This window comes from Streptococcus australis, assembly GCF_901543175.1.
GTDB classification, from domain to species: domain Bacteria; phylum Bacillota; class Bacilli; order Lactobacillales; family Streptococcaceae; genus Streptococcus; species Streptococcus australis_A.
In genome coordinates this window covers 736,697-762,207 of record NZ_LR594040.1, presented here as the reverse complement: position 1 = coordinate 762,207, position 25,511 = coordinate 736,697, and the positions used below count along the sequence as shown (strand labels likewise).

Annotated in this window: 28 protein-coding genes and 1 pseudogene; 8 read left to right on the top strand and 21 right to left on the bottom strand. The window is 40.2% G+C overall.

Features of this window, described 5'->3' with window-relative positions:
• Nucleotides 1–16 precede the first annotated feature (16 nt).
• On the top strand, nucleotides 17–550 hold the full coding sequence (locus tag FGK98_RS03730) for a DNA topology modulation protein (RefSeq protein WP_138100074.1): 534 nt from the start codon (nucleotides 17–19) through the stop codon (nucleotides 548–550).
• 16 nt (nucleotides 551–566) lie between these two features.
• Here the strand turns inward: FGK98_RS03730 and metG are convergent, their stop codons facing one another.
• The 4 genes from metG to FGK98_RS03710 all read right to left on the bottom strand — a co-directional run bounded on the left by metG (nucleotide 567) and on the right by FGK98_RS03710 (nucleotide 5,797).
• Nucleotides 567–2,564, bottom strand: a complete 1,998-nt coding sequence (gene metG / locus FGK98_RS03725) for a methionine--tRNA ligase (protein WP_138100073.1) — start codon at nucleotides 2,562–2,564, stop codon at nucleotides 567–569.
• Between the two features lie 138 nt (nucleotides 2,565–2,702).
• Nucleotides 2,703–3,959 carry an ABC transporter permease gene (locus FGK98_RS03720; protein ID WP_138100072.1) on the bottom strand — a complete coding sequence of 419 codons (1,257 nt, stop codon included), beginning with the start codon at nucleotides 3,957–3,959 and terminating at the stop codon, nucleotides 2,703–2,705.
• Between the two features lies 1 nt (nucleotide 3,960).
• Nucleotides 3,961–4,662, bottom strand: coding sequence for an ABC transporter ATP-binding protein (locus FGK98_RS03715; protein ID WP_138100071.1), 702 nt, complete (start codon nucleotides 4,660–4,662; stop codon nucleotides 3,961–3,963).
• Nucleotides 4,646–5,797 carry an efflux RND transporter periplasmic adaptor subunit gene (locus tag FGK98_RS03710; RefSeq protein WP_138100070.1) on the bottom strand — a complete coding sequence of 384 codons (1,152 nt, stop codon included), beginning with the start codon at nucleotides 5,795–5,797 and terminating at the stop codon, nucleotides 4,646–4,648. Before FGK98_RS03710 ends, FGK98_RS03715 begins: the two co-directional genes overlap by 17 nt.
• Before the next feature lie 267 nt (nucleotides 5,798–6,064).
• On the opposite strand from FGK98_RS03710, the gene gor reads away from it, so the two are divergent.
• Both gor and FGK98_RS03700 read left to right on the top strand, forming a co-directional pair.
• Nucleotides 6,065–7,411: a glutathione-disulfide reductase gene (gene gor / locus FGK98_RS03705; RefSeq protein ID WP_138100069.1), complete on the top strand. Its 1,347-nt coding sequence runs from the start codon at nucleotides 6,065–6,067 to the stop codon at nucleotides 7,409–7,411.
• Nucleotides 7,412–7,554: 143 nt separating this feature from the next.
• Nucleotides 7,555–8,091: a biotin transporter BioY gene (locus FGK98_RS03700; protein WP_138100068.1), complete on the top strand. Its 537-nt coding sequence runs from the start codon at nucleotides 7,555–7,557 to the stop codon at nucleotides 8,089–8,091.
• A gap of 37 nt (nucleotides 8,092–8,128) precedes the next feature.
• Here the strand turns inward: FGK98_RS03700 and FGK98_RS03695 are convergent, their stop codons facing one another.
• Nucleotides 8,129–8,347 carry a YdbC family protein gene (locus FGK98_RS03695; protein ID WP_000807436.1) on the bottom strand — a complete coding sequence of 73 codons (219 nt, stop codon included), beginning with the start codon at nucleotides 8,345–8,347 and terminating at the stop codon, nucleotides 8,129–8,131.
• 103 nt (nucleotides 8,348–8,450) lie between these two features.
• Here FGK98_RS03695 and FGK98_RS03690 point away from each other — a divergent pair, with 103 nt between their 5' ends.
• Nucleotides 8,451–8,771 carry a hypothetical protein gene (locus FGK98_RS03690; RefSeq protein ID WP_138100067.1) on the top strand — a complete coding sequence of 107 codons (321 nt, stop codon included), beginning with the start codon at nucleotides 8,451–8,453 and terminating at the stop codon, nucleotides 8,769–8,771.
• A gap of 25 nt (nucleotides 8,772–8,796) precedes the next feature.
• On the opposite strand, the gene FGK98_RS03685 is transcribed toward FGK98_RS03690, so the two are convergent.
• The 9 genes and pseudogenes from FGK98_RS03685 to rpsP form a co-directional block, all read right to left on the bottom strand.
• Nucleotides 8,797–9,135: an ATP cone domain-containing protein gene (locus FGK98_RS03685; protein WP_001196053.1), complete on the bottom strand. Its 339-nt coding sequence runs from the start codon at nucleotides 9,133–9,135 to the stop codon at nucleotides 8,797–8,799.
• An 11-nt stretch (nucleotides 9,136–9,146) separates the two neighbouring features.
• Nucleotides 9,147–9,866: a tRNA (guanosine(37)-N1)-methyltransferase TrmD gene (gene trmD, locus FGK98_RS03680; RefSeq protein WP_138101028.1), complete on the bottom strand. Its 720-nt coding sequence runs from the start codon at nucleotides 9,864–9,866 to the stop codon at nucleotides 9,147–9,149.
• A complete protein-coding gene (gene rimM / locus FGK98_RS03675) occupies nucleotides 9,856–10,374 on the bottom strand; it encodes a ribosome maturation factor RimM (RefSeq protein ID WP_138100066.1) in 519 nt (172 codons plus the stop codon). The genes trmD and rimM overlap by 11 nt, the downstream gene beginning before the upstream one ends.
• A gap of 75 nt (nucleotides 10,375–10,449) precedes the next feature.
• Nucleotides 10,450–11,307: pseudogene (locus FGK98_RS03670) on the bottom strand (alpha/beta fold hydrolase).
• Between the two features lie 151 nt (nucleotides 11,308–11,458).
• Nucleotides 11,459–12,358: a DMT family transporter gene (locus FGK98_RS03665; protein ID WP_138100065.1), complete on the bottom strand. Its 900-nt coding sequence runs from the start codon at nucleotides 12,356–12,358 to the stop codon at nucleotides 11,459–11,461.
• Nucleotides 12,359–12,487: 129 nt separating this feature from the next.
• Nucleotides 12,488–13,039, bottom strand: coding sequence for a putative immunity protein (locus FGK98_RS03660; RefSeq protein ID WP_138100064.1), 552 nt, complete (start codon nucleotides 13,037–13,039; stop codon nucleotides 12,488–12,490).
• A gap of 139 nt (nucleotides 13,040–13,178) precedes the next feature.
• Nucleotides 13,179–14,951, bottom strand: coding sequence for a hypothetical protein (locus FGK98_RS03655; RefSeq protein ID WP_138100063.1), 1,773 nt, complete (start codon nucleotides 14,949–14,951; stop codon nucleotides 13,179–13,181).
• An 88-nt stretch (nucleotides 14,952–15,039) separates the two neighbouring features.
• Nucleotides 15,040–15,279, bottom strand: a complete 240-nt coding sequence (kphA, locus tag FGK98_RS03650) for an RNA-binding protein KphA (protein ID WP_000379617.1) — start codon at nucleotides 15,277–15,279, stop codon at nucleotides 15,040–15,042.
• A gap of 19 nt (nucleotides 15,280–15,298) precedes the next feature.
• The gene (gene rpsP / locus FGK98_RS03645) at nucleotides 15,299–15,571 is read right to left on the bottom strand and encodes a 30S ribosomal protein S16 (RefSeq protein WP_000268760.1); all 273 of its coding nucleotides are present in this window, start codon (nucleotides 15,569–15,571) and stop codon (nucleotides 15,299–15,301) included.
• A gap of 216 nt (nucleotides 15,572–15,787) precedes the next feature.
• Between rpsP and FGK98_RS03640 the strand changes: the two genes are divergently transcribed.
• Nucleotides 15,788–16,594 (top strand): peptidylprolyl isomerase, encoded by an 807-nt coding sequence (locus FGK98_RS03640; protein ID WP_138100062.1) that lies wholly within the window; start codon nucleotides 15,788–15,790, stop codon nucleotides 16,592–16,594.
• A gap of 27 nt (nucleotides 16,595–16,621) precedes the next feature.
• Nucleotides 16,622–16,861, top strand: a complete 240-nt coding sequence (locus FGK98_RS03635) for a zinc-ribbon domain-containing protein (RefSeq protein ID WP_138100061.1) — start codon at nucleotides 16,622–16,624, stop codon at nucleotides 16,859–16,861.
• 42 nt (nucleotides 16,862–16,903) lie between these two features.
• On the opposite strand, the gene FGK98_RS03630 is transcribed toward FGK98_RS03635, so the two are convergent.
• The 7 genes from FGK98_RS03630 to FGK98_RS03600 form a co-directional block, all read right to left on the bottom strand.
• Nucleotides 16,904–18,445: an ABC-F family ATP-binding cassette domain-containing protein gene (locus FGK98_RS03630; RefSeq protein WP_138100060.1), complete on the bottom strand. Its 1,542-nt coding sequence runs from the start codon at nucleotides 18,443–18,445 to the stop codon at nucleotides 16,904–16,906.
• A complete protein-coding gene (locus tag FGK98_RS03625) occupies nucleotides 18,442–18,930 on the bottom strand; it encodes a VanZ family protein (RefSeq protein WP_138100059.1) in 489 nt (162 codons plus the stop codon). The genes FGK98_RS03630 and FGK98_RS03625 overlap by 4 nt, the downstream gene beginning before the upstream one ends.
• 1 nt (nucleotide 18,931) lies before the next feature.
• The gene (gene rlmN, locus FGK98_RS03620) at nucleotides 18,932–20,017 is read right to left on the bottom strand and encodes a 23S rRNA (adenine(2503)-C(2))-methyltransferase RlmN (protein WP_061599238.1); all 1,086 of its coding nucleotides are present in this window, start codon (nucleotides 20,015–20,017) and stop codon (nucleotides 18,932–18,934) included.
• Nucleotides 20,018–20,037: 20 nt separating this feature from the next.
• Nucleotides 20,038–20,568, bottom strand: coding sequence for a YutD family protein (locus FGK98_RS03615; protein WP_138100058.1), 531 nt, complete (start codon nucleotides 20,566–20,568; stop codon nucleotides 20,038–20,040).
• Between the two features lie 155 nt (nucleotides 20,569–20,723).
• Nucleotides 20,724–21,329 (bottom strand): superoxide dismutase SodA, encoded by a 606-nt coding sequence (sodA, locus tag FGK98_RS03610; RefSeq protein WP_000974733.1) that lies wholly within the window; start codon nucleotides 21,327–21,329, stop codon nucleotides 20,724–20,726.
• A gap of 69 nt (nucleotides 21,330–21,398) precedes the next feature.
• Nucleotides 21,399–22,436 carry a DNA polymerase III subunit delta gene (holA, locus tag FGK98_RS03605; protein WP_138100057.1) on the bottom strand — a complete coding sequence of 346 codons (1,038 nt, stop codon included), beginning with the start codon at nucleotides 22,434–22,436 and terminating at the stop codon, nucleotides 21,399–21,401.
• A 33-nt stretch (nucleotides 22,437–22,469) separates the two neighbouring features.
• Nucleotides 22,470–23,405: a dihydroorotate oxidase gene (locus tag FGK98_RS03600; protein WP_138100056.1), complete on the bottom strand. Its 936-nt coding sequence runs from the start codon at nucleotides 23,403–23,405 to the stop codon at nucleotides 22,470–22,472.
• Between the two features lie 230 nt (nucleotides 23,406–23,635).
• Here FGK98_RS03600 and gdhA point away from each other — a divergent pair, with 230 nt between their 5' ends.
• Together gdhA and FGK98_RS03590 are read left to right on the top strand one after the other, a co-directional pair.
• Nucleotides 23,636–24,982 carry an NADP-specific glutamate dehydrogenase gene (gene gdhA, locus FGK98_RS03595; protein ID WP_138100055.1) on the top strand — a complete coding sequence of 449 codons (1,347 nt, stop codon included), beginning with the start codon at nucleotides 23,636–23,638 and terminating at the stop codon, nucleotides 24,980–24,982.
• A 31-nt stretch (nucleotides 24,983–25,013) separates the two neighbouring features.
• Complete coding sequence (locus FGK98_RS03590; RefSeq protein WP_138101027.1) at nucleotides 25,014–25,499, top strand: GNAT family N-acetyltransferase; 486 nt, start codon at nucleotides 25,014–25,016, stop codon at nucleotides 25,497–25,499.
• The last annotated feature ends 12 nt before the right edge of the window (nucleotides 25,500–25,511 follow it).

Sequence of the window (25,511 nt, the reverse complement as noted above, 5' to 3'; positions counted from 1 at the left end):
TACGAAAAGGTAGAAAATGAAAATCGCAATTATCGGTTATTCTGGTGCTGGTAAGTCAACTCTAGCAGAAAAGTTATCTAACTACTACTCCATTCCCAAACTGCATATGGACACCCTCCAATTTCAACCAGATTGGCAAGACAGTGACCGTGATTGGATGAAATCCGAGATGAAAAGCTTTCTAAACAATCACTCAGACTGGGTCATCGATGGCAACTACTCTTGGTGTTATTACGAGGAAAGAATGCTAAAAGCTGACCAAATCATCTTTCTTAATTTTTCCCCATTGACCTGTCTCTTTCGAGCTTTTAAACGCTATTTCACATATCGCGGTAAGGTCAGAGAAAGCATGGCGGCTGGCTGTAAAGAGCAATTTAACTGGGAATTTATCAGATGGATTCTCTGGGATGGGCGGAGCAAATCCGCTAAGGAACGTTATCAGCGGGTTCAAGAAACCTATCCAGAGAAAATAATTGTTCTCAGGTCGCAAAAGGAGATAGACAACTTCTTAGAAAATCTCACACATAACAAGAAAAACCAACGTGCCTAACGTTGGTTTTTTGCTTTTACCCAATCACACTTCCGTTTGGTACAGCTGGATCAACTGTGAGAAGGGTTAATTTGCCATCATGTTCAGCTGAGAGAATCATCCCTTGGCTGACATATTTTTTCATCATCTTGCGTGGTTTGAGGTTGGCAACGATTTGGACTTTCTTGCCGACCAATTCTTGTTCGTTTGGATAGTATTTTGCAATTCCTGAGAGGATTTGACGATCTTCACCATCACCAGCATCCAAGCGGAATTGAAGCAACTTATCAGAACCTTCTACTTTAGAAACTTCTTTGACTTCTGCGACACGGATTTCAACCTTGTCGAAGTCTTCAAACTTGATTTCTTCCTTGTTTAGTTTGAGTTCGACTTCATCTGGATTCCATTCCTTTTCGACTGCTGGTTTATTACCTTCCATTTGTTCCTTGATATAGGCGATTTCTTCTTCCATATCCAGACGTGGGAAGATTGGGGTTCCTTTGGCAACTACTGTCACACCTGCAGGAAAGTCAGCCAAGTTCAAGTTCTCAAGGCTAGAAACTTCTGCTAGACCAAGTTGAGTCAAGACAGCACGACTGGTTTCCATCATAAAGGGCTCAATCAAGTGAGCGACAACACGAAGGCTAGCTACCAAGTGGCTCATAACACTTGCCAATTGGTCACGAAGAGCTTCATCCTTAGCCAAGACCCATGGAGCAGTCTCATCGATGTATTTGTTAGTACGAGAGATAAGAGTCCAGACCGCTTCAAGCGCACGTGGGTAGTCAACTGCTTCCATGTGTGTATGGTAGTCTGCGATAGATTGTTCTGCAACGTCAGCAAGCGCATTGTCAAACTCTGTCACACCCTCTACATAGGCAGGGATTTGCCCATCAAAGTACTTGTTAATCATAGAAACCGTACGGTTGAGGAGGTTCCCAAGATCATTAGCCAATTCGTAGTTGATACGGCCTACATAGTCTTCAGGAGTGAAGGTTCCGTCCGAACCAACCGGAAGGCTACGCATGAGGTAGTAACGAAGTGGATCTAGTCCATAACGCTCTACCAACATCTCAGGGTAAACCACGTTTCCTTTAGACTTAGACATCTTGCCGTCTTTCATGACAAACCAACCGTGGGCAATCAAGCGGTCTGGCAATTTAACATCCAACATCATAAGAAGGATAGGCCAATAGATGGAGTGGAAACGAAGGATATCTTTTCCAACCATGTGGAAGACTGTTCCATTCCAGAACTTATCAAAATTACCGTGTTCATCTTGACCATAGCCAAGAGCCGTCGCATAGTTAAGAAGAGCATCAATCCATACATAGACAACGTGTTTCGGATTTGATGGGACTGGTACACCCCAAGTAAAGGTTGTACGAGAAACTGCCAAATCTTCCAAACCTGGCTCGATGAAGTTGCGAAGCATTTCATTAAGGCGACCATCAGGAGTGATGAAGTCAGGGTGAGATTTGAAAAATTCAACCAAGCGATCTTGGTATTTGCTGAGGCGAAGGAAGTATGACTCTTCAGAAACCCATTCGACCTCGTGACCTGATGGAGCGATACCCCCAGTTACATTTCCAGCTTCGTCACGGAAAACTTCTGCAAGCTGGCTTTCTGTAAAGAATTCTTCATCTGAGACCGAATACCAGCCAGAATATTCACCTAAATAGATATCATCCTGAGCAAGTAAGCGTTCAAAGACTTGAGCCACTACTTTTTCATGGTAGTCATCAGTCGTACGGATGAATTTATCGTATGAGATATCTAGTAATTGCCAGAGTTCTTTGACTCCAACTGCCATGCCATCAACATAGGCTTGAGGTGTAATGCCAGCCTCTTCTGCTTTTTGTTGAATCTTTTGACCATGCTCATCTAAACCTGTCAGATAAAAAACATCGCAGCCCATAAGGCGTTTGTAACGCGCTAGGACATCACAGGCGATGGTTGTATAGGCAGAACCGATATGGAGTTTACCAGATGGATAGTAAATCGGTGTTGTAATATAAAAATTCTTTTCAGACATAATTTTTCCTTTCCAGGCTAATGAAACCTGTTTTTCTAACACTTCATTATATCATATTTTTAGTGATTTTCGATAGGGAAATCCATACAAAAAAAACAAGATAGACTAATATCCATCTTGTTTTACTTCTTGTTTATATTACTCATAGCGAAGGGCTTCAATTGGATCAAGTTTAGACGCTTTATTGGCTGGCAAGACTCCGAAAATCATACCAACGCTGGCCGAAACAGCCAAGCTAAAGAGAGCGATCGGTAGCGAGACTCCAACTTCTATTCCTTCCATCATATTTTTTAACAAGGCACCTGCTAGCGTGGTCAAGCCCGCTGCACTAACAAGACCGATGACTCCACCTAATAAGGTCAAAATCATGGACTCAATCAAAAACTGAACCAAGATATTAGCCCGTGTAGCTCCCAATGCTTTACGAAGACCAATCTCACGAGTACGCTCCGTTACAGAAACCAGCATGATATTCATAACTCCAGTCCCTCCTACAAAGAGAGAGATTCCTGCGATAGCACTAATAATAGCGGTCATAAAACCAAAAATTTGCTGAACTTCTGCAAAAGCGGCAGTTTCGTCTACAACCTGATATTCTCCCTGCTGCACTCCTGCAATTTCTGTCATTTTGCGTGCGAGTTCTGGCCCCAAAGTCGGAGTTAGACTCGTATCATTCACACGGAAGACAATATTAGAAATTTCCTCCACATTAAAATTAGCTGCTACAGAAGCATTGGTTGTAATCGGTAAACCACCTACACCAAACATCTTAGCACTTTTAACAGCAGGACTAGAGTAAACACCAATCACGCGATAGCTATATCCATTGGCTGAAATGATTTGATTGAGTGCTGCCTGAGGAGATTCAAAAAGACTTTTAGCGAGTTCTTCATCTAGCAAAATCACACTTGCAAAATCTCGGTAGTCTTGTTCTCTCAGATCCCTACCTGCAATAATTTTATTTTCCACAGCAGACATATAAGTAATATTTCCACCTGTCAGACTTGCTTTCTCTACCTTTTTATCCTTATAGGTCAAAGTAACATTTGCACTATTAGTCACATAATAGCCATCTACGCCTTTTAGTTTGGCAGTTTCCTTAACCCACGATTCCTGTGTTTTAGGCGGTTCTACGTGAACATCTTCTTTACCAGATAGTGTCAGTGCAGATTGCTTTTGTGTGAAGGAACCATCCTTACTTTTAATTGGCGAGAAAAATACCTGAATATTTTTCTGAGATTTTGTCATATTTTTATTGACCTGACGAGACATCGAGTCCCCTAAAGCCATGATGACAACTACTGAAGAGACTCCGATGATAATGCCAATCATGGTCAAAAAGGAGCGCATCTTGTGTGCCATAATAGATAAAAAGGCAAATTTCAGATTTTGCATCTTAGTTCTCCTTTCCTTCCAAACAAGCGCTATCAGACGAAATAACTCCATCACGTATTACAATCTGGCGTTTTGCATAGGCTGCAATTTCGGGCTCGTGCGTTACCATAATAATAGTCTTGCCTTCTTCATTTAACTCAACCAAGAGTTCCATGATTTGACTTCCTGTTTTCGTATCCAAGGCACCTGTCGGTTCATCAGCTAAGATGATTGAGGGATCGTTAACAAGAGCACGCGCAATGGCCACCCGTTGTTTTTGACCGCCAGACAACTCCGAAGGAAGGTGATGAATACGATCAGTCAACTCTACTTTACTCAGATATTCCTCTGCCAACTTGCGACGTTGGGCAGCTGGAACTCCTGCATAAATCAAGGGCAACTCAACATTTTGAACAGCATCCATCTTTGACAAAAGAAAGAACTGTTGAAAGACAAAACCAATTTGTTTGTTACGTACCTGTGCCAACTGCTTTTCACCTAGACGAGCCACTTCTTGACCTTCTAGATAGTATTCACCGCTAGTCGGGGTGTCCAGCATTCCGATGGTATTCATCAGAGTAGATTTACCCGAACCAGACGGTCCCATAATGGCAACAAATTCCCCTTCGCTAATCTCCAGATTAATATTTTTCAAGACCTGCAGTTCCTGTTCACCATTTCGATAGCTCCGGCAGATGTTTTTTAGACTAATTAGTTGTTTCATCAGCCTTCACCTCTTTTCCTTCTTCTAAGGAAGTCGTTGGATTACTGATGACTTTGGTTCCGTCTGTCAAACCAGACGTGATCTCTTGGTTTTCTGCGTCAGCATTTCCTAGGCTAACTTCGATTTTCTTAGCCTTATTCTCTTCGTCAACCACCCAAACATAATTTTTCCCGTCTTCAGTAACGACACTGGTTAAGGGGACGAGGATTGATTTCTTATCACTTTTAACCTCAACACTAACGGTGAAACCTGGTCTTAAATCACCAATCTCACTCGTCACTTCAATCGTATAAGGATATTTAGAACCAGTATTCCCCCCAGTTATAGCATTCGTTCCTTCTCCACTATTTTTAGGGTAAGCTGAAATATAGCTGATCTTCCCTGTCCAAGTTTTATCTTGGTAAACTTTAGAAGAGAAGGTCACTTCTTGGTCAACAGAAAGATTGGCAAGATTGTACTCAGAAAGTTCTCCCTTGACTTGTAGATTGTCGTTACTTACTACATGAACCATCACTTGATTTGCAGCACTTGTGGACTTCGATACATTGCGATTAACTTCTACAACTGTACCTCCTAGCGTACTCAGAACCTTTGTTGCGTCCAATTGAGCTTGCGCCTTTTTAAGTTGTGCCTCTGCATCAGCACGACTATCACGAGCATCACTAATCTGAGAATCTATGGAAGAGACTGAAGATCCCTGCGCTCCATCATATTCTTCCGAATCAGCTAGAGTGTTGTTTCGTGATTCCTTCAAGTCCTTGATACGACGATCAGCCTTGGCTATGGCACGGTTAGCCGCATCATAAGCAGATTGCGCTTCTGTACTGTTGTATTTTACGAGCGCTTGTCCCTTGTCAACCTTATCTCCAACAGAAACCAAGATTTCATCTACCTCACCCTTACTTGCATCCAAATAAACATATTGTTCATTTTTTGCGGTGACAGTACCAGATAAAAGAACAGAGGAGGCAACTGTTCCTTCCTTTGCGACTACAAGATGCGATGTGTCATCCTTACCAGCAGCCTGCGAGGGCTGTCTAAATAGCAAAATACCCGCTGCACTGATTATAATAATACTTGCAGCACCAATAGCTGTGTATAGTTGCCATTTTTTAGTTTTCTTATTCCCCTTCATCACAAAACTCCTATTTTATTTTCAATACAAAGACCATTATAGCAAATTTATCTACTCTAAACAATGATTGTTCAGAGAGAAAAAAGAACAATTCAGGAAACATGCCTTGTTCCCATTTGATTTATACGAAATTGTACTAGTAATATCATACACCTTATTTCTATATTTAGCAAGTGATTTCTGCTATTTCTTTAGGGCGTAGCAGATTTTTGCATTCAAAAAGTAAAAAGGATAGAATATGACTATCAAAGCTATAAGGAGTTTTCTATGAGAGAATATGATATCATCGCCATTGGTGGAGGGAGCGGCGGCATCGCTACTATGAACCGAGCTGGTGAACACGGCGCCAAGGCAGCTGTTATCGAAGAGAAAAAATTGGGTGGAACCTGTGTAAACCTTGGTTGTGTTCCTAAGAAAATCATGTGGTATGGAGCGCAGATTGCTGAAAGCTTCCACCACTATGGCCCCGACTATGGTTTTACGAGTTCAGATGTTCAATTTGATTTCGCAAAACTTCGTCAAAACCGTGAAGCCTACATCGATCGCGCTCGCTCATCTTATGATGGAAGTTTCAAACGCAACGGGGTTGATTTGATTGAGGGGCGTGCTCATTTTGTTGATTCCCACACCGTCAGCGTCAATGGTGAATTGATTCGTGCCAAGCACATCGTGATTGCGACTGGCGCTCGTCCAAGCATCCCAAACATTTCTGGAGCTGAACTTGGTGGTAGCTCAGACGATGTCTTTGCTTGGGAGCAACTTCCTGAATCCGTTGCTATCCTAGGAGCTGGCTATATTGCAGTTGAGCTAGCTGGTGTTCTCCATGCACTCGGTGTAAAAACTGATTTGTTCGTCCGCCGCGATCGTCCTTTGCGTGGTTTTGATAGCTACATCGTGGAAGGTCTCGTCAACGAAATGGAAAAAACTGGCCTACCTTTGCACACTCATAAGGTACCCGTCAAACTAGAAGAATCAGTGCAAGGCATTACGATTCATTTCGAAGACGGTTCCAGTCACACTGCAAGCCAAGTTATCTGGGCTACTGGTCGCCGTCCAAATGTAGACGCGTTGGAGTTAGAAAAGGCTGGAGTTACACTCAACGAACGTGGATTTATCCAAGTGGATGAGTATCAAAATACAGTTGTAGATGGTATCTATGCCCTTGGAGACGTTACGGGTGAGAAGGAACTAACTCCAGTAGCCATCAAGGCTGGACGAACCCTATCTGAACGTCTCTTTAATGGGAAAACAAGTGCTAAGATGGACTACACGACTATCCCCACTGTTGTCTTCTCCCACCCTGCAATCGGAACCGTCGGTTTGACCGAGGAAGAAGCTATAAAAGAATACGGCCAAGACCACATTAAAGTCCACAAATCAAGTTTTGCATCTATGTACTCTGCCGTTACAGACCATCGTCAGGAATCTCGCTTCAAACTCATCACCGCTGGTATTGATGAAAAAGTTATTGGCCTTCACGGACTCGGTTACGGAGTGGATGAGATGATTCAAGGATTCGCTGTTGCCATCAAGATGGGAGCAACCAAGGCGGACTTTGATGCTACAGTAGCTATCCACCCAACTGCCTCAGAAGAATTTGTAACCATGCGCTAATTATCAAAAGAGGCCTCCCGAGGTCTCTTTTTACATGCAAAATCGGCTGTCACAAAATTGTTACCTTAATTTAAAAAATAGGTTGACTTTTCTTTCTGGATTAGTATAATAGTTACTATAATTTTGAAAAGAGGTTAACAGTTTTGAAAAAAGCTTATATCTATGCCATTCCTGCTATCGGTGCTGCTCTCATCGCCGTATTGGCACAAATCAGTCTCCCTATCGGTCCCGTCCCCTTCACTTTGCAAAACTTTGCGATCGGTCTGATTGCTACTGTTTTTAGACCCAGGGAAGCCGTTCTATCTGTAGCTTTCTATCTCCTAATGGGTGTCATTGGTTTACCTGTTTTTGCAGGTGGAGGAGCTGGATTTCACGTTTTAGTTGGTCCAAGTGCAGGCTATCTTTGGTTCGACCTTGTCTATGCTGGACTTACATCTTATCTCATCCATCAAAATAGTGGCCATATACGCATTTTCCTAGCCAACCTCTTGGGCGATTCCCTCGTCTTTGTCGGAGGTATTCTCAGCCTCCACTTCCTTGCTGGTATGCCATTCGATAAGGCACTAGCAGTTGGTGTCCTTCCTTTTATCCTCCCTGATCTTGGCAAGATCATTGCGATTAGTTTCATTGGTCGCCTACTATTACAACGACTTAGGGGACAAGCATACTTCTCAATTTAACCCAAAAAGGATACTGAATCAAAAACTCAATATCCTTTTATTGATTTCCTTTAAAAGCATCCACCATTACTTGAAATTCTTCGTTTGTAAGAGTGATTCCTTTTCCCATTTTGGTATGATCAGGGCTCCAAGTTCGAATATCAAACTTTGCTGGTGCGCCATTAAAGCTGACTCTATTTAGTTCTTTTGTCCATCCTTTTTCATTTTCAGACAAGGTCAGTAGGTGTTCTTCGATTTCAAATGTAAATTCTGCCATTTTAACTCCTTTTTGTGATATGCTTTCTCTAGTCTATTCGTAAAAATCTTGTAGTTTTTAGGAAAATTTTATATAATGTGGATATATAAGAAGGGAGACGCCTATGACGTACACATTCAAGCAAGTCTTAGATAAGATACAAGACTTTCTCAGTGGACATAATGAACAAGATTATTCTGAAAACGACTCCCTTATTAACACAATTGAACAGGCCATCCAGAAAAAAACGGCTGTTCATGTCATACTAGCTGAAACAAGCTTCACTGGTGATATTGTCAAATATGATACCAGTCGTCAACAGATTGTTGTTAAAAATTTTACAAAAAATGTGACACGTATCATCCGAATCACTGATATCAAAAGGCTACGTTTTGTCCCATCTACTGTCCAGAGAGCTCAAAAAAATAGATTTAAGAAAGAGTGAGATATTTTTCATCCCACTCTTTTTCTTAACGAATTTGTTCAAAATGCAGGTGGACTGCGATGTGGTCACCGTAACCACTTCTCTCCAAGTCACGTTGCAAGCGATAAGAGATATAGTGCTCTGCAATGGTGATATAACCTGCTCCCAGCAAACGATTTTCAACCATTGATTGGATCATACTGATGGTTGCACGTTCTACTTTTGCTTCTTCCAAGTCCAAGACTACTTTTTTAGTGACTTGAGCTAAGTTTTGACGTAGGTCATCTGTCAAAACATAAACAGTCTGCGCTGCTTTTAGGACAGCTTGGTAAATTTTATCTGGATCAAAGTCGGCAACTTCTCCGTTACGTTTGATTACTTGCATAAGGTTCTCCTTTATTCTTTGTTTTCTTTGATTTCTGCCAGCATTTTTTCTTCTTCTGCTGTTGGTTGATAGTTTTCTAGCAAATCAGGTCTGCGCTCGTAGGTCTTCTTTAGACTTTCGTAAAGCCGCCACTGGCGAATCTTTTCATGATGACCACTCATGAGCACATCTGGCACCACCATGCCACGATAGTCATAAGGACGTGTGTATTGGGGATATTCGAGGAGCCCTGAAGAGAAACTATCATCTTGATGACTAGACTCCTTGCCAATCACTGCTGGAATCAAGCGAACCGTTGCATCAATCATGGTCATAGCAGCCAACTCACCACCAGTCAGGACATAATCTCCTAGGGAAATTTCATCAGTTACCAAGGTCTTGATGCGCTCGTCATACCCTTCATAGTGACCGCAGATAAAAATCAGTTCCTCTTCTTGAGCTAAATCTTCAGCGTAGGCTTGATCGAACTGTTTCCCAGCAGGATCAAGAAGAATGACGCGGGGATTTTTCTTTTCAATAGCATCAAAAGCATCGAAAATAGGTTGGGCACGGAGCAACATCCCCTGACCGCCTCCGTAGGGCTCATCGTCAACATGACGGGCCTTTTCAGCGTATTCTCTGAAATTATGGTACTGGATATCCAGGAGGCCTTTTTCTTGAGCCTTTCCAACGATTGAGTGCTCCAGCGGAGAAAACATCTCAGGAAAGAGGGTTAAAATATCAATCTTCATCATCTAGTCCTTCTAAGATTTCCACTTGGACCCGCTTGTTTGGAATATCAACATTGAGAACTACTGGCGGAATGTAAGGTAAAAGCAAATCACGCTTGCCTTTTCGCTTGACCACCCAGACATCATTGGCTCCTGGTTGTAGAATCTCCTTGATGGTTCCAATCAAGTTGTCTCCCTCGTAAACTTCCAAACCGATAATCTCGTGATAGTAAAATTCCCCATCTTCTAAGTCATTTAGGTCTTCTTCAGCAACCTTGAGATTGTAACCCTTGTACTTTTCAATCGCATTGATATGGTACATATCTTTGAATTTGATAATGTCAAAATTCTTATGCTTACGGTGGCTGGCGATGGTCACTGTTTGAACAAACTGGTCTTTTTCATCAAATAAAGCCAGCTCTGCGCCTTTTTTAAACCGTTCTTCAGCAAAATCCGTCACAGACAAGACTCGCATCTCACCCTGTAACCCTTGCGTATTGACGATTTTCCCAACATTAAAGTAGTTCATCTTGTCTCCTGTATCTATTTCTATCCTTTATTTTATCACGTTCCAGGGATTTTCACAAGTTGGATAGATACTATCTTAGGGGCCTACTACTTCTTCAAAAAATTCACCAATAAGCTGATTAAACTCTTCAGGATGGTCATTCATAGGTTGGTGTTTGCTATCTAAAATCGTTACTTGACGCGCATTGGGATTTAGAGCAATGATACCATCGTAGATAATTTTTAGGTGTTTGGGAAAATCGTTTTCGCCTCTTACTAATAGCATAGGAGGATTTCCATGGTAACCTTCTATCTCATGGACAGCCAAAAAACCGGTGATTCCAAGGTTCAAAAAAACATCTCGCCCAGTTTCTATAATTGCTGTCTTGACTAATTCTCTTGTGATAGGATTATCTGTACACATTTTTGAGTTCTTATCTGCAATCACCTTCCAAGGAATCGTTTTATACATAAGAGAACTATATTTTATGCGATTTCTCTCTTTATCTGATAAGTAACGATGCTGTCCCCAACTATCTACCATGACCAAGGCTAGAACTCGATCTGGATGACGATAGGTGTACTCTTGAAGTGGATTTCCTCCCCAAGAATGTCCGACCAATATCACCTCATCTAGCTGGAAATAAGTCAAAATAGCATCTACATCTTGAACAGCACCTTCTAAGTCAGGTAGACCAACTTTCATAGGTGATTCACCCTGTCCTCTAACATTGACAAAGTAGAGGTCAAATCCTTCAAAGGCATCATACTGGTGGGCTCACATCTGACTACGGCCACAAGCTCCATGATAAAAAATAATGTGACCCTTACTTGAGCTTCCAGGGCGATGATAAACAGCCAAATCACAATCTAAGACTGGTATAATGTGACGTACCAAAGTCTCGGGTTTTCTGTTATAAAAAGCAATAGCTTTAGCTATATCATTTTGCTTCATTTCTACACTCTCTCCTCTTTATTCTAGTATCATTCTTTTATCTATTTTATCATGCTAAATTAAAATCATCGTTTTCTAAACTTTATTTCATTAAATATTTTGAATTTTCTGAATCATCTAGATAAAGAAAAAGACTGCTAAGCAATCTTTACTATTTTCTCATCAGATTCATGCCTAAAATTCCAGCAATAATCAAAGTAGCTCCAATCACATGATAACTAAAAATTGGTTCGTGGAGGATAAGGGCTCCGGCTAGAATGGTCAAAACTGTTCCAAGATTACCAAAGACACTGACGGTTGATGCTCCGAGGCGAACAATAGCATAGATAGAGAGACTACCTGTCACGATAGACGCTAGAATTCCCAAATAGAGGATAGCAAGCAGATAGGGTAGCTGCCCAAGAGGCGCAACGTAGGCGAATATGTTGCCATTTAGATAGTGCGAGGTCAGGCTTAGCATATTAAAGGTGATGAAGCCAACAAATATCACAACAGCTGTCATATCCATAGCTCGATAGCGTCCTCCTTTGGATTTGCTGAGGATATTGTTTATTGCATTGGCGAGAACAGACCCCAACATCAAGAGAAAGCCCAAGCTAGCAGTCTCTGTACCAAAGTTCGCTCCTTTACTAAGGAAGATGAAAACTACTCCTGCTACTGATAAAAGTAAAAAGAACTTTTGAAGCCAGCTTGTCTTTTCCTTGAGAAAGATTGATGCTAAAAGGAGCGTAAAAATTGGGACAAGAGCCTGTAAAATTCCAGCTTCAGAAGACGATATATACTGTAAAGCAAAGGATTGAAAAATAAAAAAGAGAAGTGGGTAGAAAAGACTCATAGGAAGAATAGAAAGAATATCTTTTCTACTTAAACTCACTTTGATAAGTTTGGTTTGATAAAGGACGACCAATACCAAAGCTGCGATTGTATAGCGATGCGCTAAGTTCGTAAGAGGACTGGCATAGCCTAAAGCAATCTTAGTAAATAAAAAAGAAAATCCAATGATTGCTGAAAAGGATATGGCTGCTAGGTAAGCTTTCGTTTTCTCGTTCATAAATGGTTACTCCCTTTAAAAAAGCTATTCTCAAGATTGATTGACTAAAATTCTTTGAGACTGTCTTTCCATTTTAGCATAAGTAGAATCCTAGATGCTATTTCTAGGATTAGTATTTTATGCCTTCTTTCACCGTTTATCTATTACATTAGCTAAAAAGGATTCAGCCAGTCTGATCTGCTTTTCTCGTTCTTGTCTCACGAGTTCTAACTTGTCTGCCTCTTGGAGATTCCTCACTTTGATAGCATAATCAGAGGAAACGATGGCGTGTCCTCTCATATGGGCTGTTGAAATAGCTTGTACAAAGACTCTGGCAGCGTACTTAGCGATTTGATTTTGGGCATTTTTAGAGAGGAGATTTGCTGCGAAACCTGCTTTTCTCAACTCATGAGGTGAGATCTCATTTCTCAATCGTGCATCAAAAGCCTCATAAGCTTGCCGAATTATTTTATTTTTCTCACTTTCATCACCGATATCAATTAAAGATAAGAAATCTCGCGAGTTCTCTAATGCCCATTGAGCTAGTTCTTTCTGAGGAAGTCTTTCAAGTATTTGTTCTAGTTCCAATCTTTTCTCAGAATCATCCCAAACGGCAACTTTGTAAGGACTGGGCAGGTGATTCATTTTAGTCTTATAGGCAGTTCGTTCAAACTCATTCCATGCATAATCCTCTGGTTTCATGCTTTCTCTTTCTCTCTTACTAGCTAGTCTAAACAAGGTGAAAAACTCATTTATTACTGAAAAGAGATCATTCCTAGTTTTCTTGGAGATTTTCCAAAAATCCTTCTAAATTTGAAATCTATAGATATTTTTATCGAAACTACAAAATAGTATCATTGATATCTTCTAATATCTTAAAACTGAATGAGATAGTCTTATCACCTATGCTACATTGTATATTTCTATATTTTATTCTTTGCGTAATCAATTCTCTTTTATGATTTGATTGTGAAAGATTTAATAATTGATCAATAGTTGCTTCACCAGAATATAATTGAGGCAATATACCTATAGAGTGTATATTACCTTTTTCACTAATATGAATCTGAGGAGTTCTCCTATTCATAAAATTAGAAAAATCAATCTCATCAATAATATATACTTCACCTTGTTTCGAATTATACTGACTAACATTGGAAACCAACATATTTATCACTCGTTTAATATCACTACTATATATCCCAAGTTTTTTTGCCATTATTTTTTTCTCATTTTCAGTAAAATATTTAGAATTTCTTTTAAATTTTTCTATGTAATTATTTAACTCAACTTGATTCTTGTAGAACTCAATGATATTAGTTGGTTGATTTTGTGTTTTAGCTTCTAGAATAACTAATGTCCCATCTTTAAAAAAAATTCCGTCAATTTCAAATGTCTCCCCATCAATACTCCGTTTTATCCCACCAGACTGTTTAGAAAATTGTTTTTTTGCTAAGCTGTTAATATGAAGTTCAAAATTTCTTCCTTTTTGATTTATTCCAGTCTCTTTACTTTGTTGGTTTCTTGATATAACAGATAAAATTGTTCTTGAAAAATCTGTATACAAAACCAAACTAGATAGTAGAACATAAACTTCTTCAAACTCTATAAGTGGACTATCATACAAATCTCTAGAAGAAGTTTTAAAAATCAGTTGCTTAAGCAAGTATTCTGGCAGTCCTTTATCAAAAAATAGCTCTCTTAATTTGTTCTTTGAAATTACTACAATTCTTTCATCGGATTCAAAGCATAATTCGTATAAAAGCCAATAAGCATCCATCCACTGTCTTAGTTTAATGCCATCATATTCTTCTTCAAAATTTTTAGTATAAAAATATTCTTTAACCTGCTTCTCTAATAATTTATATAAATTTCGTTTTTCATCAAGTTTTTCTAATTTAGTATCAAAATCAAGATTAGGTTTTCTAGCCAAAAGAGCTCTAAAATCTTTTAAATCTAAATAAGTCGCTAAAGTATATAATCGTTTTATACTAAAATCACCTATCTCTTTAATATGAATTTGGTTATCATAAATCTTAAATTCAATGTCACTGTATGTCCATAAGTCAATTATTAAACTAAAAATATTTAAGCGACTAAAAATAGAAAAAATATTTTCAATTTCTGACTGAGTTAAACTAGCGCCTTTTTCCCATTTAAAGACTGTCTTTTTTCGAAGTGAGTCTTTTAAAACATCTCCTAATCTTAACCAAATTTCTTCAATTCCATCACTTAAATCTGTAAGCCTGTTGTTACCATTCTTAAAAGATTCATAGTACGCTTGTGCGTAGTATAATGATGACTGTAGAACATTTTTCTTTGTGCTATCTAAAAGAGATTTTTTTTCAATCTGAATCATCTCATAAAGTTGATTCAAGATTGAGACCTCATATAGAAATTTATTTACAATCTGTTCATTCAATATATAAAATTTCTTCACTAAAATATATTTAGCTATAAGTTTAGTACCATCACTAGAATTTCCACTTGTAAAAACCCCAGATAATTTCAATAACTTGATGTAGTCATTGACATCATGAGCCTCATATAAATGTTTATAAAATTCAACAGTATTAATTTTGTTTTTATATTTATTAGTATTCCAATATTTCATAAATTTTTAAAACCATAAAATAGCAAGAAAATAGCAAGAAAATAGCTTCCGCTCCTCACAAAAAAGCGAGACTTCTGTCCCGCTTTTCTTATTTTTCGTCGATAACGATTCTTACTTTCTTGTCTTCAGTTGGGACAGAGTAGACAATCGTTCTTATCGCAGAAATAGTGCGACCCTTACGACCGATTACACGACCTACATCGCTTTGATCAAGATCCAAATGATATTCCAAAAATTCTGGTGTGTCTTCAATCTTGATAGTTAAGGCATCTGGTTGTGAAATCAAAGGTTTCACAATCGCAATAATGAGATTTTCAATCGTATCCATCTGTCAACCTACTTTAAACTTATTTTGAGAATTTAGAATCGTGGAATTTTTTCAATACGCCTTCTTTTGAAAGAATGTTGCGTACTGTATCTGAAGGTTGAGCTCCATCAGCCAACCATGCAAGAACGCGGTCTTCTTTCAAAGTCACTTGGTTTTCAGCAACAAGTGGGTTGTAAGTTCCAACTGTTTCGATGAAACGTCCGTCACGTGGTGAACGTGAATCTGCTACGTTGATACGGTAGAAAGGTTTTTTCTTAGAACCCATACGAGTCAAACGGATTTTAACTGCCATTTTTTAATGTCTCTTTTCTTATTTTTTATTTCGGTGAAATAGCTGAGCTATTTAGCACATGTTCTATTATAGCAGATTTTTGACAGGTGTCAAGAAAAAAACTTGACAGTGTTTTATTTTTTTTTTAAACTTATGATATTCTCCTAAATCATTAACATTTGAAATCACCTCCCTTTTAGGGTACAATGATAGAAATGAATTTTTGAGAGGAAAACAATGAAAAAACTAGCAACCCTTCTTTTACTATCATCTATTGCCCTTGCTGGATGTACTAGTATCCAACGTGGTCTCCGTGGTGATGACTATGTCGATTCTAGTCTTGCAGCAGAAGAAAGCTCAAAAGCAGCTGCTCAGGCTGCCAAAGATTTGAATGACGCTTTAACAAATGAAAATGCCAACTTCCCTCAACTTTCTAAAGAAGTTGCCGAAGATGAAGCCGAGGTCATTTTACACACAAATCAAGGCGATATACGCATCAAACTCTTTCCAAAACTAGCACCTCTAGCAGTTGAAAATTTCCTTACTCACGCTAAGGAAGGCTACTATAACGACATCACCTTCCATCGTGTAATTGATGGCTTTATGGTCCAAACTGGAGATCCTAAGGGAGATGGTACAGGTGGCCAATCCATCTGGCATGATAAGGATAAAACGAAGGACAAGGGAACTGGTTTCAAAAACGAAATTTCTCCTTACCTATACAATATCCGCGGAGCTCTTGCTATGGCTAACACTGGTCAACCAAACACCAACGGTAGCCAATTCTTCATCAACCAAAACTCAACAGATATTTCAGCTAAACTCCCTACCAGCAAGTATCCTAAGAAAATCATCGAAGCCTATAAAGAGGGCGGAAATCCTAGCCTAGATGGCAAACATCCTGTCTTTGGGCAAGTGATTGAGGGCATGGATGTTGTCGACAAGATTGCCAAGGCTGAAAAAGATGAAAAAGATAAACCAACTACTGCTATCACCATTGACAGTATCAAAGTGGTTAAGGACTACGATTTCAGCAAAAAATAAGCCATCAACAGATAAGGAGACGATGTTATGATTCTATTTTGGGGTTCTAAAGGTTATGTAAAAGAATTAGGACATACACAAAGTTCTATTGAGTGCGGACACTGCAACAATACAGACACTTGGAAAATTGTAGAAACTGGACGCAAGTTTACACTCTACTGGATTCCACTCTTCCCATATGGAAAATCTTACTATGTCTCTTGTCCTGTATGCAAATATGGACATGAAATTGAAAAATCTGAAATTGAAAGCTATTTAAAATACTAGTTAAAAAGACCAAGTCTAATGACTTGGCCTTTTTTAGTACTTTTAAGTTAGCTTATTAAAGTCCCAGATTTGGTCCATCCAGCCTTCATAAAAGTCAGGCTCGTGGCAGACCATAAGGATACTACCTCTGTACTCTTTGAGAGCCCGTTTGAGTTCTTCCTTGGCATCCACATCCAAGTGGTTGGTCGGCTCGTCAAGTACTAAAACGTTGTTTTCACGATTCATCAAGAGACAGAAACGCACCTTGGCTTGTTCCCCACCTGACAAGACCTGGATCTGGCTTTCGATGTGCTTAGTCGTCAAACCACAACGAGCAAGGGCTGCCCGAACTTCTGCTTGGTTGAGAGCAGGAAAGGCATTCCAAACAGCTTCGAGTGGTGTCTGACGATTGCCCCCTTCTACTTCCTGCTCAAAGTAGCCGAGTTCAAGGTAGTCGCCACGTTCAACTTCTCCAGCGATTGGTGGAATAATCCCCAAGAGAGACTTCAAGAGAGTTGTTTTCCCAATACCATTTGCCCCAATAATGGCAACCTTTTGATTGCGTTCAAAGGTGAGGTTTAAGGGTTTGGTAAGTGGACGGTCATAACCAATCTGCAAGTCCTTGGCTTGGAAGATAAAGCGCCCAGGTGTACGAGCTGGTTTGAAATCAAAGGATGGTTTTGGCTTCTCACTTTGGAGTTCAATGATGTCCATCTTATCCAATTTCTTCTGACGAGACATGGCCATGTTTCGTGTTGCAACACGCGCTTTATTTCTAGCAACAAAGTCCTTAAGGTCAGCAATTTCTTTCTGCTGGCGTTCGTAGGCTGCCTCCAGCTGAGATTTCTTCATAGCATAGACTTCTTGGAACTGGTAGTAGTCTCCTGAGTAACGGGTCAGCTGTTGGTTTTCCACATGGTAGACGATATTGATAACATCATTCAGGAAAGGAATATCATGCGAAATAAGGACAAAGGCATTCTCATAGTTTTGGAGATAGCGTTTGAGCCAGTCAATGTGCTCGGCATCCAAGTAGTTGGTTGGCTCGTCCAGTAACAAGATATCTGGCTTTTCAAGGAGGAGTTTGGTTAAAAGCACCTTTGTTCTTTGTCCACCTGACAAGGCTGTTACGTCTGTATCCATACCATAGTCCATGACACCGAGGGCACGCGCTACTTCATCAATCTTGGCATCTAGAGTGTAAAAATCACGACTCTCCAAACGATCTTGAAGCTCCCCGACTTCTTCCATCAGCGCATCGATATCTGCTCCTTCTTCTGCCATTTCCATGTAGAGGTCATTGATACGAGCTTCTGCTTTAAAAAGCTCATCAAAGGCTGTACGCAAAACATCACGCACGGTTTGGCCTTCTTTTAGTACAGCGTGCTGGTCCAGATAGCCAGCAGTCACATACTTAGACCACTCCACCTTCCCTTCATCTGGTAGCATTTTACCAGTCACGATACTCATAAAGGTTGATTTTCCTTCACCGTTGGCACCGACAAGACCGATATGCTCTCCCTTGAGGAGACGGAAGGAGACATCTTCAAAAATTGCACGGTCACCAAAACCGTGACTCAGATTTTTAACTTCTAAAATACTCATGTTAATTCCTTTGTATGTTTAGTTACATTTAATTTTCTGTAAAGAACCCAAGCTAGGTAGCCCCCCAAGGTATTAGTCCATAAATCATCTATCTCAAACACACGATTAAAATCAAAGAAAAAGTCTAAAACTAGTTGTGTGCACTCGATTCCCAAGCTCAGTATAAAACTAAGAAGAAGAACCCTTTTAGTTTTTCTTAGAGAGGGAAAGAGATAGAGGAGTTGAAAGACCAGAGGGAAGAGCAAGAAGACATTTAAGATGTTCTGCAAAAAGATCCAAATAACTTGTCCCAAACTAGTCACTTCACCCAGATTCCTAAGGGAGTTTAAGGGAGTTAAAAGAAAAACCAGGCGTCCAAAAGTTTGAATACCTGGAGTTTCCACTCCTGTAGGAAGTTGAGGTTGGGGAGTAAAACAAAAACAGATAATGCAAAGGCTGTAAGTAGCCACTCCCAACCTTAAGATTAATTCTCTTTTTCTAGTCATTTTATGGATTCACCGCTGCGACTGCCTTCTGGCGGTCACGCTTCATAGTATTGGAACGCAATTGTCCACAAGCCGCATCAATATCTGTACCATGTTCCTGACGGACAACACAGTTGATTCCTTTTTTCTTTAGTGTATCATAGAAGGCCATCACGCGCTCTTTAGGACTACGGCTATATTGGTCATGTTCACTAACTGGGTTATAGGGAATCAAGTTTACATAAGACAATTTCTTGATGTTCTTGAGCAATTCAGCCAACTCCAAGGCTTGTTCAACACCATCATTGACTTCATTCAGCATGATGTATTCAAAGGTCACACGGCGATTGGTTGTTTCGATATAGTACTCAATAGCAGCAAAGAGCTTTTCAATCGGAAAGGCACGATTAATTTTCATGATGCTTGAGCGCAATTCATTATTGGGTGCGTGAAGGGAAACAGCGAGATTAACCTGAACACCTTCATTAGCAAAGTCACGAATTTTATGGGCCAAACCTGAGGTAGAAACAGTGATGTGACGGGCACCAATTGCCATCCCCTTGTCGTCATTGATGGTACGGACGAAATTCAAGACATTGTTGTAGTTATCAAATGGTTCACCAATTCCCATGACAACAATATGACTGACACGTTCATCCTGACCACGCTCATCAAAATATTTCTGAACCAGCATGATCTGCGCTACAATTTCCCCGTTATTAAGGTCACGTTGCTTCTTGATCAAGCCTGACGCACAGAAGGTACAACCAATATTACAGCCGACCTGAGTGGTCACACAGACTGACAGCCCATAGTGTTGACGCATCAGTACTGTCTCAATCAACATACCATCTGGCAGCTCAAAAAGATACTTAACAGTACCGTCGGCTGACTCTTGTACGATGCGTTGTTTCAAGGGATTTACCACAAACTGGTCATTGAGCTTGGCAATCAAATCCTTGGAAAGGTTGGTCATTTCCTCAAAGGACTGGACACGTTTACGGTAGAGCCATTCCCAGATCTGATCTGCTCGGAATTTCTTTTCTCCTTGTTCTAATACCCATTCTTGCATGGTTTGACGTGTTAAACTATAAATAGACGGTTTCATCTCTTCTCCTTATTCTCTATCTATTTCTGACGAATGACAAAATGGCGCTGTCCCTTGTCCTCTTTCTGAGACTTTTGTTCCTTATGACGACGTCTATTTCTCTTATCCGCATTTGGTTTTCTCTTGTTTTGCGAAGGTTTCTTTCCTCTTCTAGGAAGGTTTTCCTCTTCCTTTTTACGCATTTTCTTGTCAAATGACGCACGCTTAGGTGCTTGGTTTTCTAAGACAAAATAAGCACAACCATAACTACAGTACTCCAAAAGATAATCTTGTAAGCGACTAATCTTTTCAATTTTTGCCTCAGTACGTTCATCTTTGTAAAAACCTCGTAAGCGAAGCTGTTCATTGCTCCAGTCCCCCACGACATAATCAAACTTGGTCAACACTTCTGAGAAGCGCTGATTAAAGACGGTCACATCGAAAGCCTCCTTGATATTTTCAACCAAGGTAAAAGCAATCCCTTCAGTCTCAACCTTATCCCCATTTACCTGAAATTCTGGGCCAGGAAACTTGTTATAATTGTATAATTCAGGTGCAATTTCTTTACGCATAGTCTTCCTTTTCCATGATTACTTAACACTCTATTCTACCATATTTTCTACAAGTTGGCACGAATATCCTCTAAATGAAAAAAGTCTGACGATTCTGTCAGGCTTCTGCTTTATAACCTTAAAAAGAGAAGATTGACTCTCCCCTCCATATTTTATTATTTAGCTGCTGCGTATAGCTCGTCTACTTTGTTCCAGTTAATCACTGAGAAGAAAGCTTTGATGTAGTCAGGACGCACGTTGCGGTATTTCACGTAGTAAGCATGTTCCCAAACGTCCAAGCCCAAGATTGGTTTTTTACCTTCTGAGATTGGGGTGTCTTGGTTTGCTGTTGAAGTCACTTCAAGCTTCCCTTCTTTGTTAACAACCAACCAAGCCCATCCAGAACCAAAGCGAGTTGTAGCTGCTGCTGTAAAGGCTGCTTGGAACTCTTCAAATGAACCAAATGTTGCATCGATTGCTGCTGCAAGTTCTGCTGAAGGAGCTGTTTTTTCAGGAGTCATCAATTCCCAGAAAAGAGCGTGGTTCAAGTGCCCACCACCGTTGTTGATAAGCGCTTGGCGGATATCAGCTGGGATAGATTCTACATCAGCAAGCAAAGCTTCAAGGTCTTCACCGATTTCAGGGTGTTTTTCAAGAGCAGCATTCGCATTGTTGACGTAGGTTTGATGGTGCTTGTCATGGTGCAAGTGCATTGTTTCAGCATCGATATATGGTTCCAAGGCGTCATACGCGTATGGAAGGTCTGGTAAGATAATAGCCATCTGTAATACCTCTTTTTCTTTCTATATGAAAATGATAACGCAATCATCCTCTTTTTTCAAGTTTTTTGCTCAATTTGCCTCTGTCGCAATCTGCAAGAGTGCCTTTTCAAACAAGTAACTTTTTTCATAGACACCTGTCTTAATCTGGTAGTCCGTTTCAATCAAATAAGAAATCGCTCGCTTGAGAAAAGCCAAGGAAATTCCTCTCGAATCTCTTAATGCGAACTTGATTTGATAAGGATTAGGATTGCGTCCCAAATAAGTTCCCAGACTACTTACAATCTGTGATTCCGTCTGACCAGCCTCTGATAAAATCTTCACTTGGGTAAAGGTTCGGAACTGTCCTAACATGACAGCTATGAGCTTGATTTCATCCTCCCCTTGCAAGGTCAAGTCTCTAACCAAGTCACGGGCCTGATCAATCTTCTTAGCCAAGATAAACTGAGTTAAGTCGAAAATATTGTCTTGCAAAGTCTTTGGAATCGCTTCGACAATGTCCTTCTCCTCAATCAGGCCGTCTGACTTATAAGACTGTAAAAAGAGGAGATTTTTCTGGATTTCGCTAAATTGAAAACCAGATTTGATAAGGAGATTTTCAAAAGACTTTTCTGCAAACTGCATACCTTGTGTCTGGCTCCATTTTTGGAAATACTGGCGAAGTTCTTGTTCTTTAGCTTCTACTGCATCAAAGATCTTGGCATCACGCTTAAGTAATTTGACCAATCGTCTCTTGCTATCCAGTTTTCCTTCTGCAAAGATTAATAACTTGGTTGTTGGTGAAGGATTGTCAAGATATTCCTCAAATGACTTGAGCTCGTCATCTGTTAAAAAGCGTTTCTTGGCTGTTGTAATATCGACAAAATGGTCTAATATCACGATTTTCTCATCTGCAAAGAAAGGGAGACTGACTAGCTCCAGTTCCACATCCTTATAGGCTACTTCTTTCATATCAAAGTAGGCAAAATTGAGGTCGGCTGGATCATAACCGATCTGTTTCAGCACCTGGTCCTTCATAACTTCAAACTGACCTTGGTCCGAACCAGTAAATAAGGTCAGGCTAGATAAGTTTGATAGAGATAATGTCTGACTCTCCTCTACTGCTAGCATCTTCTCTCCTTTCTTCTTGATTTTCGAGTTCATTTAGTCAATATAGCGCAATTTCCCACGGAAATCTTCTAGGTTTTCATACCCTTTTTCCGCCATGATTGCCTTTAGTTCATTGGTAATGCGCTCAAAAGCACCGACGCCTTCTTTGTGAAGGGTGGTCCCCACCTGCACCATACTCGCTCCACAGAGGATATGTTCAAAGGCATCGCGACCAGTCAAAACGCCACCTGTTCCAATGATTTGGATTTGAGGATTGAGACGTTGGTAGAAAGCATGTACATTCGCTAGAGCGGTTGGTTTGATATACTCTCCACCAATGCCACCGAAACCATTTTTAGGACGAATAACAACCGATTCATCTTCAATATAAAGGCCGTTCCCGATAGAGTTAACACAGTTGACAAACTTGAGCGGGTACTTGTTGAAAATTGCTGCTGCTTGGTCAAAGTGAACAATATCAAAATAAGGAGGCAGTTTAATTCCAAGAGGTTTGGTAAAGTAGGCAAATACTTCAGACAAGATACGGTCTGTTGTCTCAAAATCATAGGCAATCTGAGGTTTACCTGGAACATTTGGACAGGAGAGATTGAGCTCAGTCAATCCTTTAAACTCACTCTCTTGGACTTTTTTCAAGATGGTATGTGTTTCCTCTGGAGACATGCCGACTAGAGAAAGGAAGAAGGTTCGGTTTGGCTCTTTTTCCTGCAAATCCAAAAGATAGTCCAAATAATAGTCTAAGCCATTATTTGGCAAGCCCATAGAGTTGATAGAACCAAGTGGAACATCTTGGTAACGTGGCTCAGGATTTCCCTGACGAAAGTCCAAAGTAGCTGTCTTCGTCACAAAGGTTCCTGCTGCTGAGTCTTTGACACCATCTAACTCCTCTATCGTCATACAAGCCACACCCGCTGCATTCATCAAGCAATTGTCAAACTCGAAGCCAGCTATTTGTGTTTTCGTTGATACCATGATTCTGATCCTCCAGATTCCTTTTATTTCTAATATTATACCATACTTTCAAATTTTCTCTTTGAGAAAGTTATTTCTAGAGAAAACGTTCGTTTTTTATCTGTTTTCAAAAAATCCGAAAAACTAAATTGAAAGAATTTTTAGAAAATTTCTGTTTTTTTCTTTACAGTAAAAAAAAATTCTGCTATAATGACTCACGTAATAAAATATGACAACAAAAGGAGAACGATATGACATCTGCTAAAGAATATATCCAAAGCGTGTTTGAAACTGTAAAAGCTCGTAACGGACACGAGGCTGAGTTCCTCCAAGCTGTTGAAGAATTCTTCAGTACCTTGGAGCCTGTATTTGAAAAACACCCTGAGTATATCGAAGAAAATATCTTGGCACGTATCACAGAACCTGAGCGCGTGATTTCTTTCCGTGTTCCTTGGGTTGACCGTGATGGAAAAGTACAAGTCAACCGTGGTTACCGTGTTCAATTCAACTCAGCTGTTGGACCATATAAAGGTGGACTTCGTTTCCATCCAACTGTAAACCAAGGAATTTTGAAATTCCTCGGATTTGAACAAATCTTTAAAAACGTCTTGACTGGACTTCCTATCGGTGGAGGTAAAGGTGGATCAGACTTCGATCCTAAAGGTAAAACAGATGCTGAAGTGATGCGCTTCTGCCAAAGCTTCATAACCGAATTGCAAAAATATATCGGACCATCTCTTGACGTACCTGCTGGTGATATCGGTGTTGGTGGACGTGAGATTGGTTACCTTTATGGTCAATACAAGCGTCTTAACCAATTTGATGCTGGTGTCTTGACTGGTAAACCTCTTGGATTTGGTGGTAGCTTGATTCGTCCAGAAGCAACTGGTTACGGTTTGGTCTACTACACTGAAGAAATGCTCAAGGCTAACGGTAACAGCTTTGCTGGTAAGAAAGTCGTGATTTCAGGTTCTGGTAACGTGGCTCAATACGCTCTTCAAAAAGCGACTGAACTCGGTGCAACTGTTATCTCTGTATCTGACTCAAACGGTTATGTCATCGATGAAAATGGTATTGACTTTGATCTCCTTACAGATGTTAAAGAGAAACGTCGCGCTCGTTTGACTGAGTATGCAGCTGAGAAAGCAACTGCTACTTACCATGAAGGCTCTGTCTGGACATACACTGGTAACTATGACATCGCTCTTCCATGTGCGACTCAAAATGAAATCAATGGTGAAGCAGCTAAACGATTGGTTGCCCAAGGGATCTTCTGTGTATCTGAAGGTGCCAACATGCCAAGTGACCTTGAAGCTATCAAAGTCTACAAAGAAAATGGTATCCTCTATGGACCAGCAAAAGCTGCCAACGCTGGTGGTGTTGCTGTATCTGCTCTTGAAATGAGCCAAAACAGCCTTCGCCTTTCATGGACCCGTGAAGAAGTTGATGGACGTCTAAAAGACATCATGACAAACATCTTCAACACAGCTAAAACAACTGCTGAAACATACGGTCTTGATAAAGACTACCTTGCAGGAGCTAACATTGCTGCCTTTGAAAATGTAGCAAACGCTATGATTGCCCAAGGTATTGTTTAATTAGTCGATACATCCTATCGGAGGACAAATGATGAACTTACGGCCGATGGAAGTAAGAGACAATACAGCTGTAGCGCAACTCATTCGAACTAGCCTAGAAGAATTCGGGCTTGACAAACCAGGAACTGTCTACTTTGATTCTCATCTAGATCATTTGGCCGACTATTATCAACATCAAGAGAGGGCAGCTTACTTTGTTCTGGAAGATGAAGGGCAACTGGTTGGTTGTGGGGGCTTTGCACCAGTGTCCGATAAGATTGCTGAATTACAAAAACTGTATGTCACTAAAAACAGTCGTGGCAAAGGTTATTCCAGTAGGTTGATAAAGCGCATATTCCAGGAAGCCCGTCTAGCTGGTTATGAACAGCTTTATCTAGAAACCTCTACTGAGCTGGTTACGGCTGTGGCCATCTATCAACACTATGGTTTTACAGCCTTGCAACAACCACTTTCTAACGCCGCCGGCCACCCAGCTATGAATATCTGGATGATAAAATCCCTCTCATCAGATGAATAGATGGCAGTATAC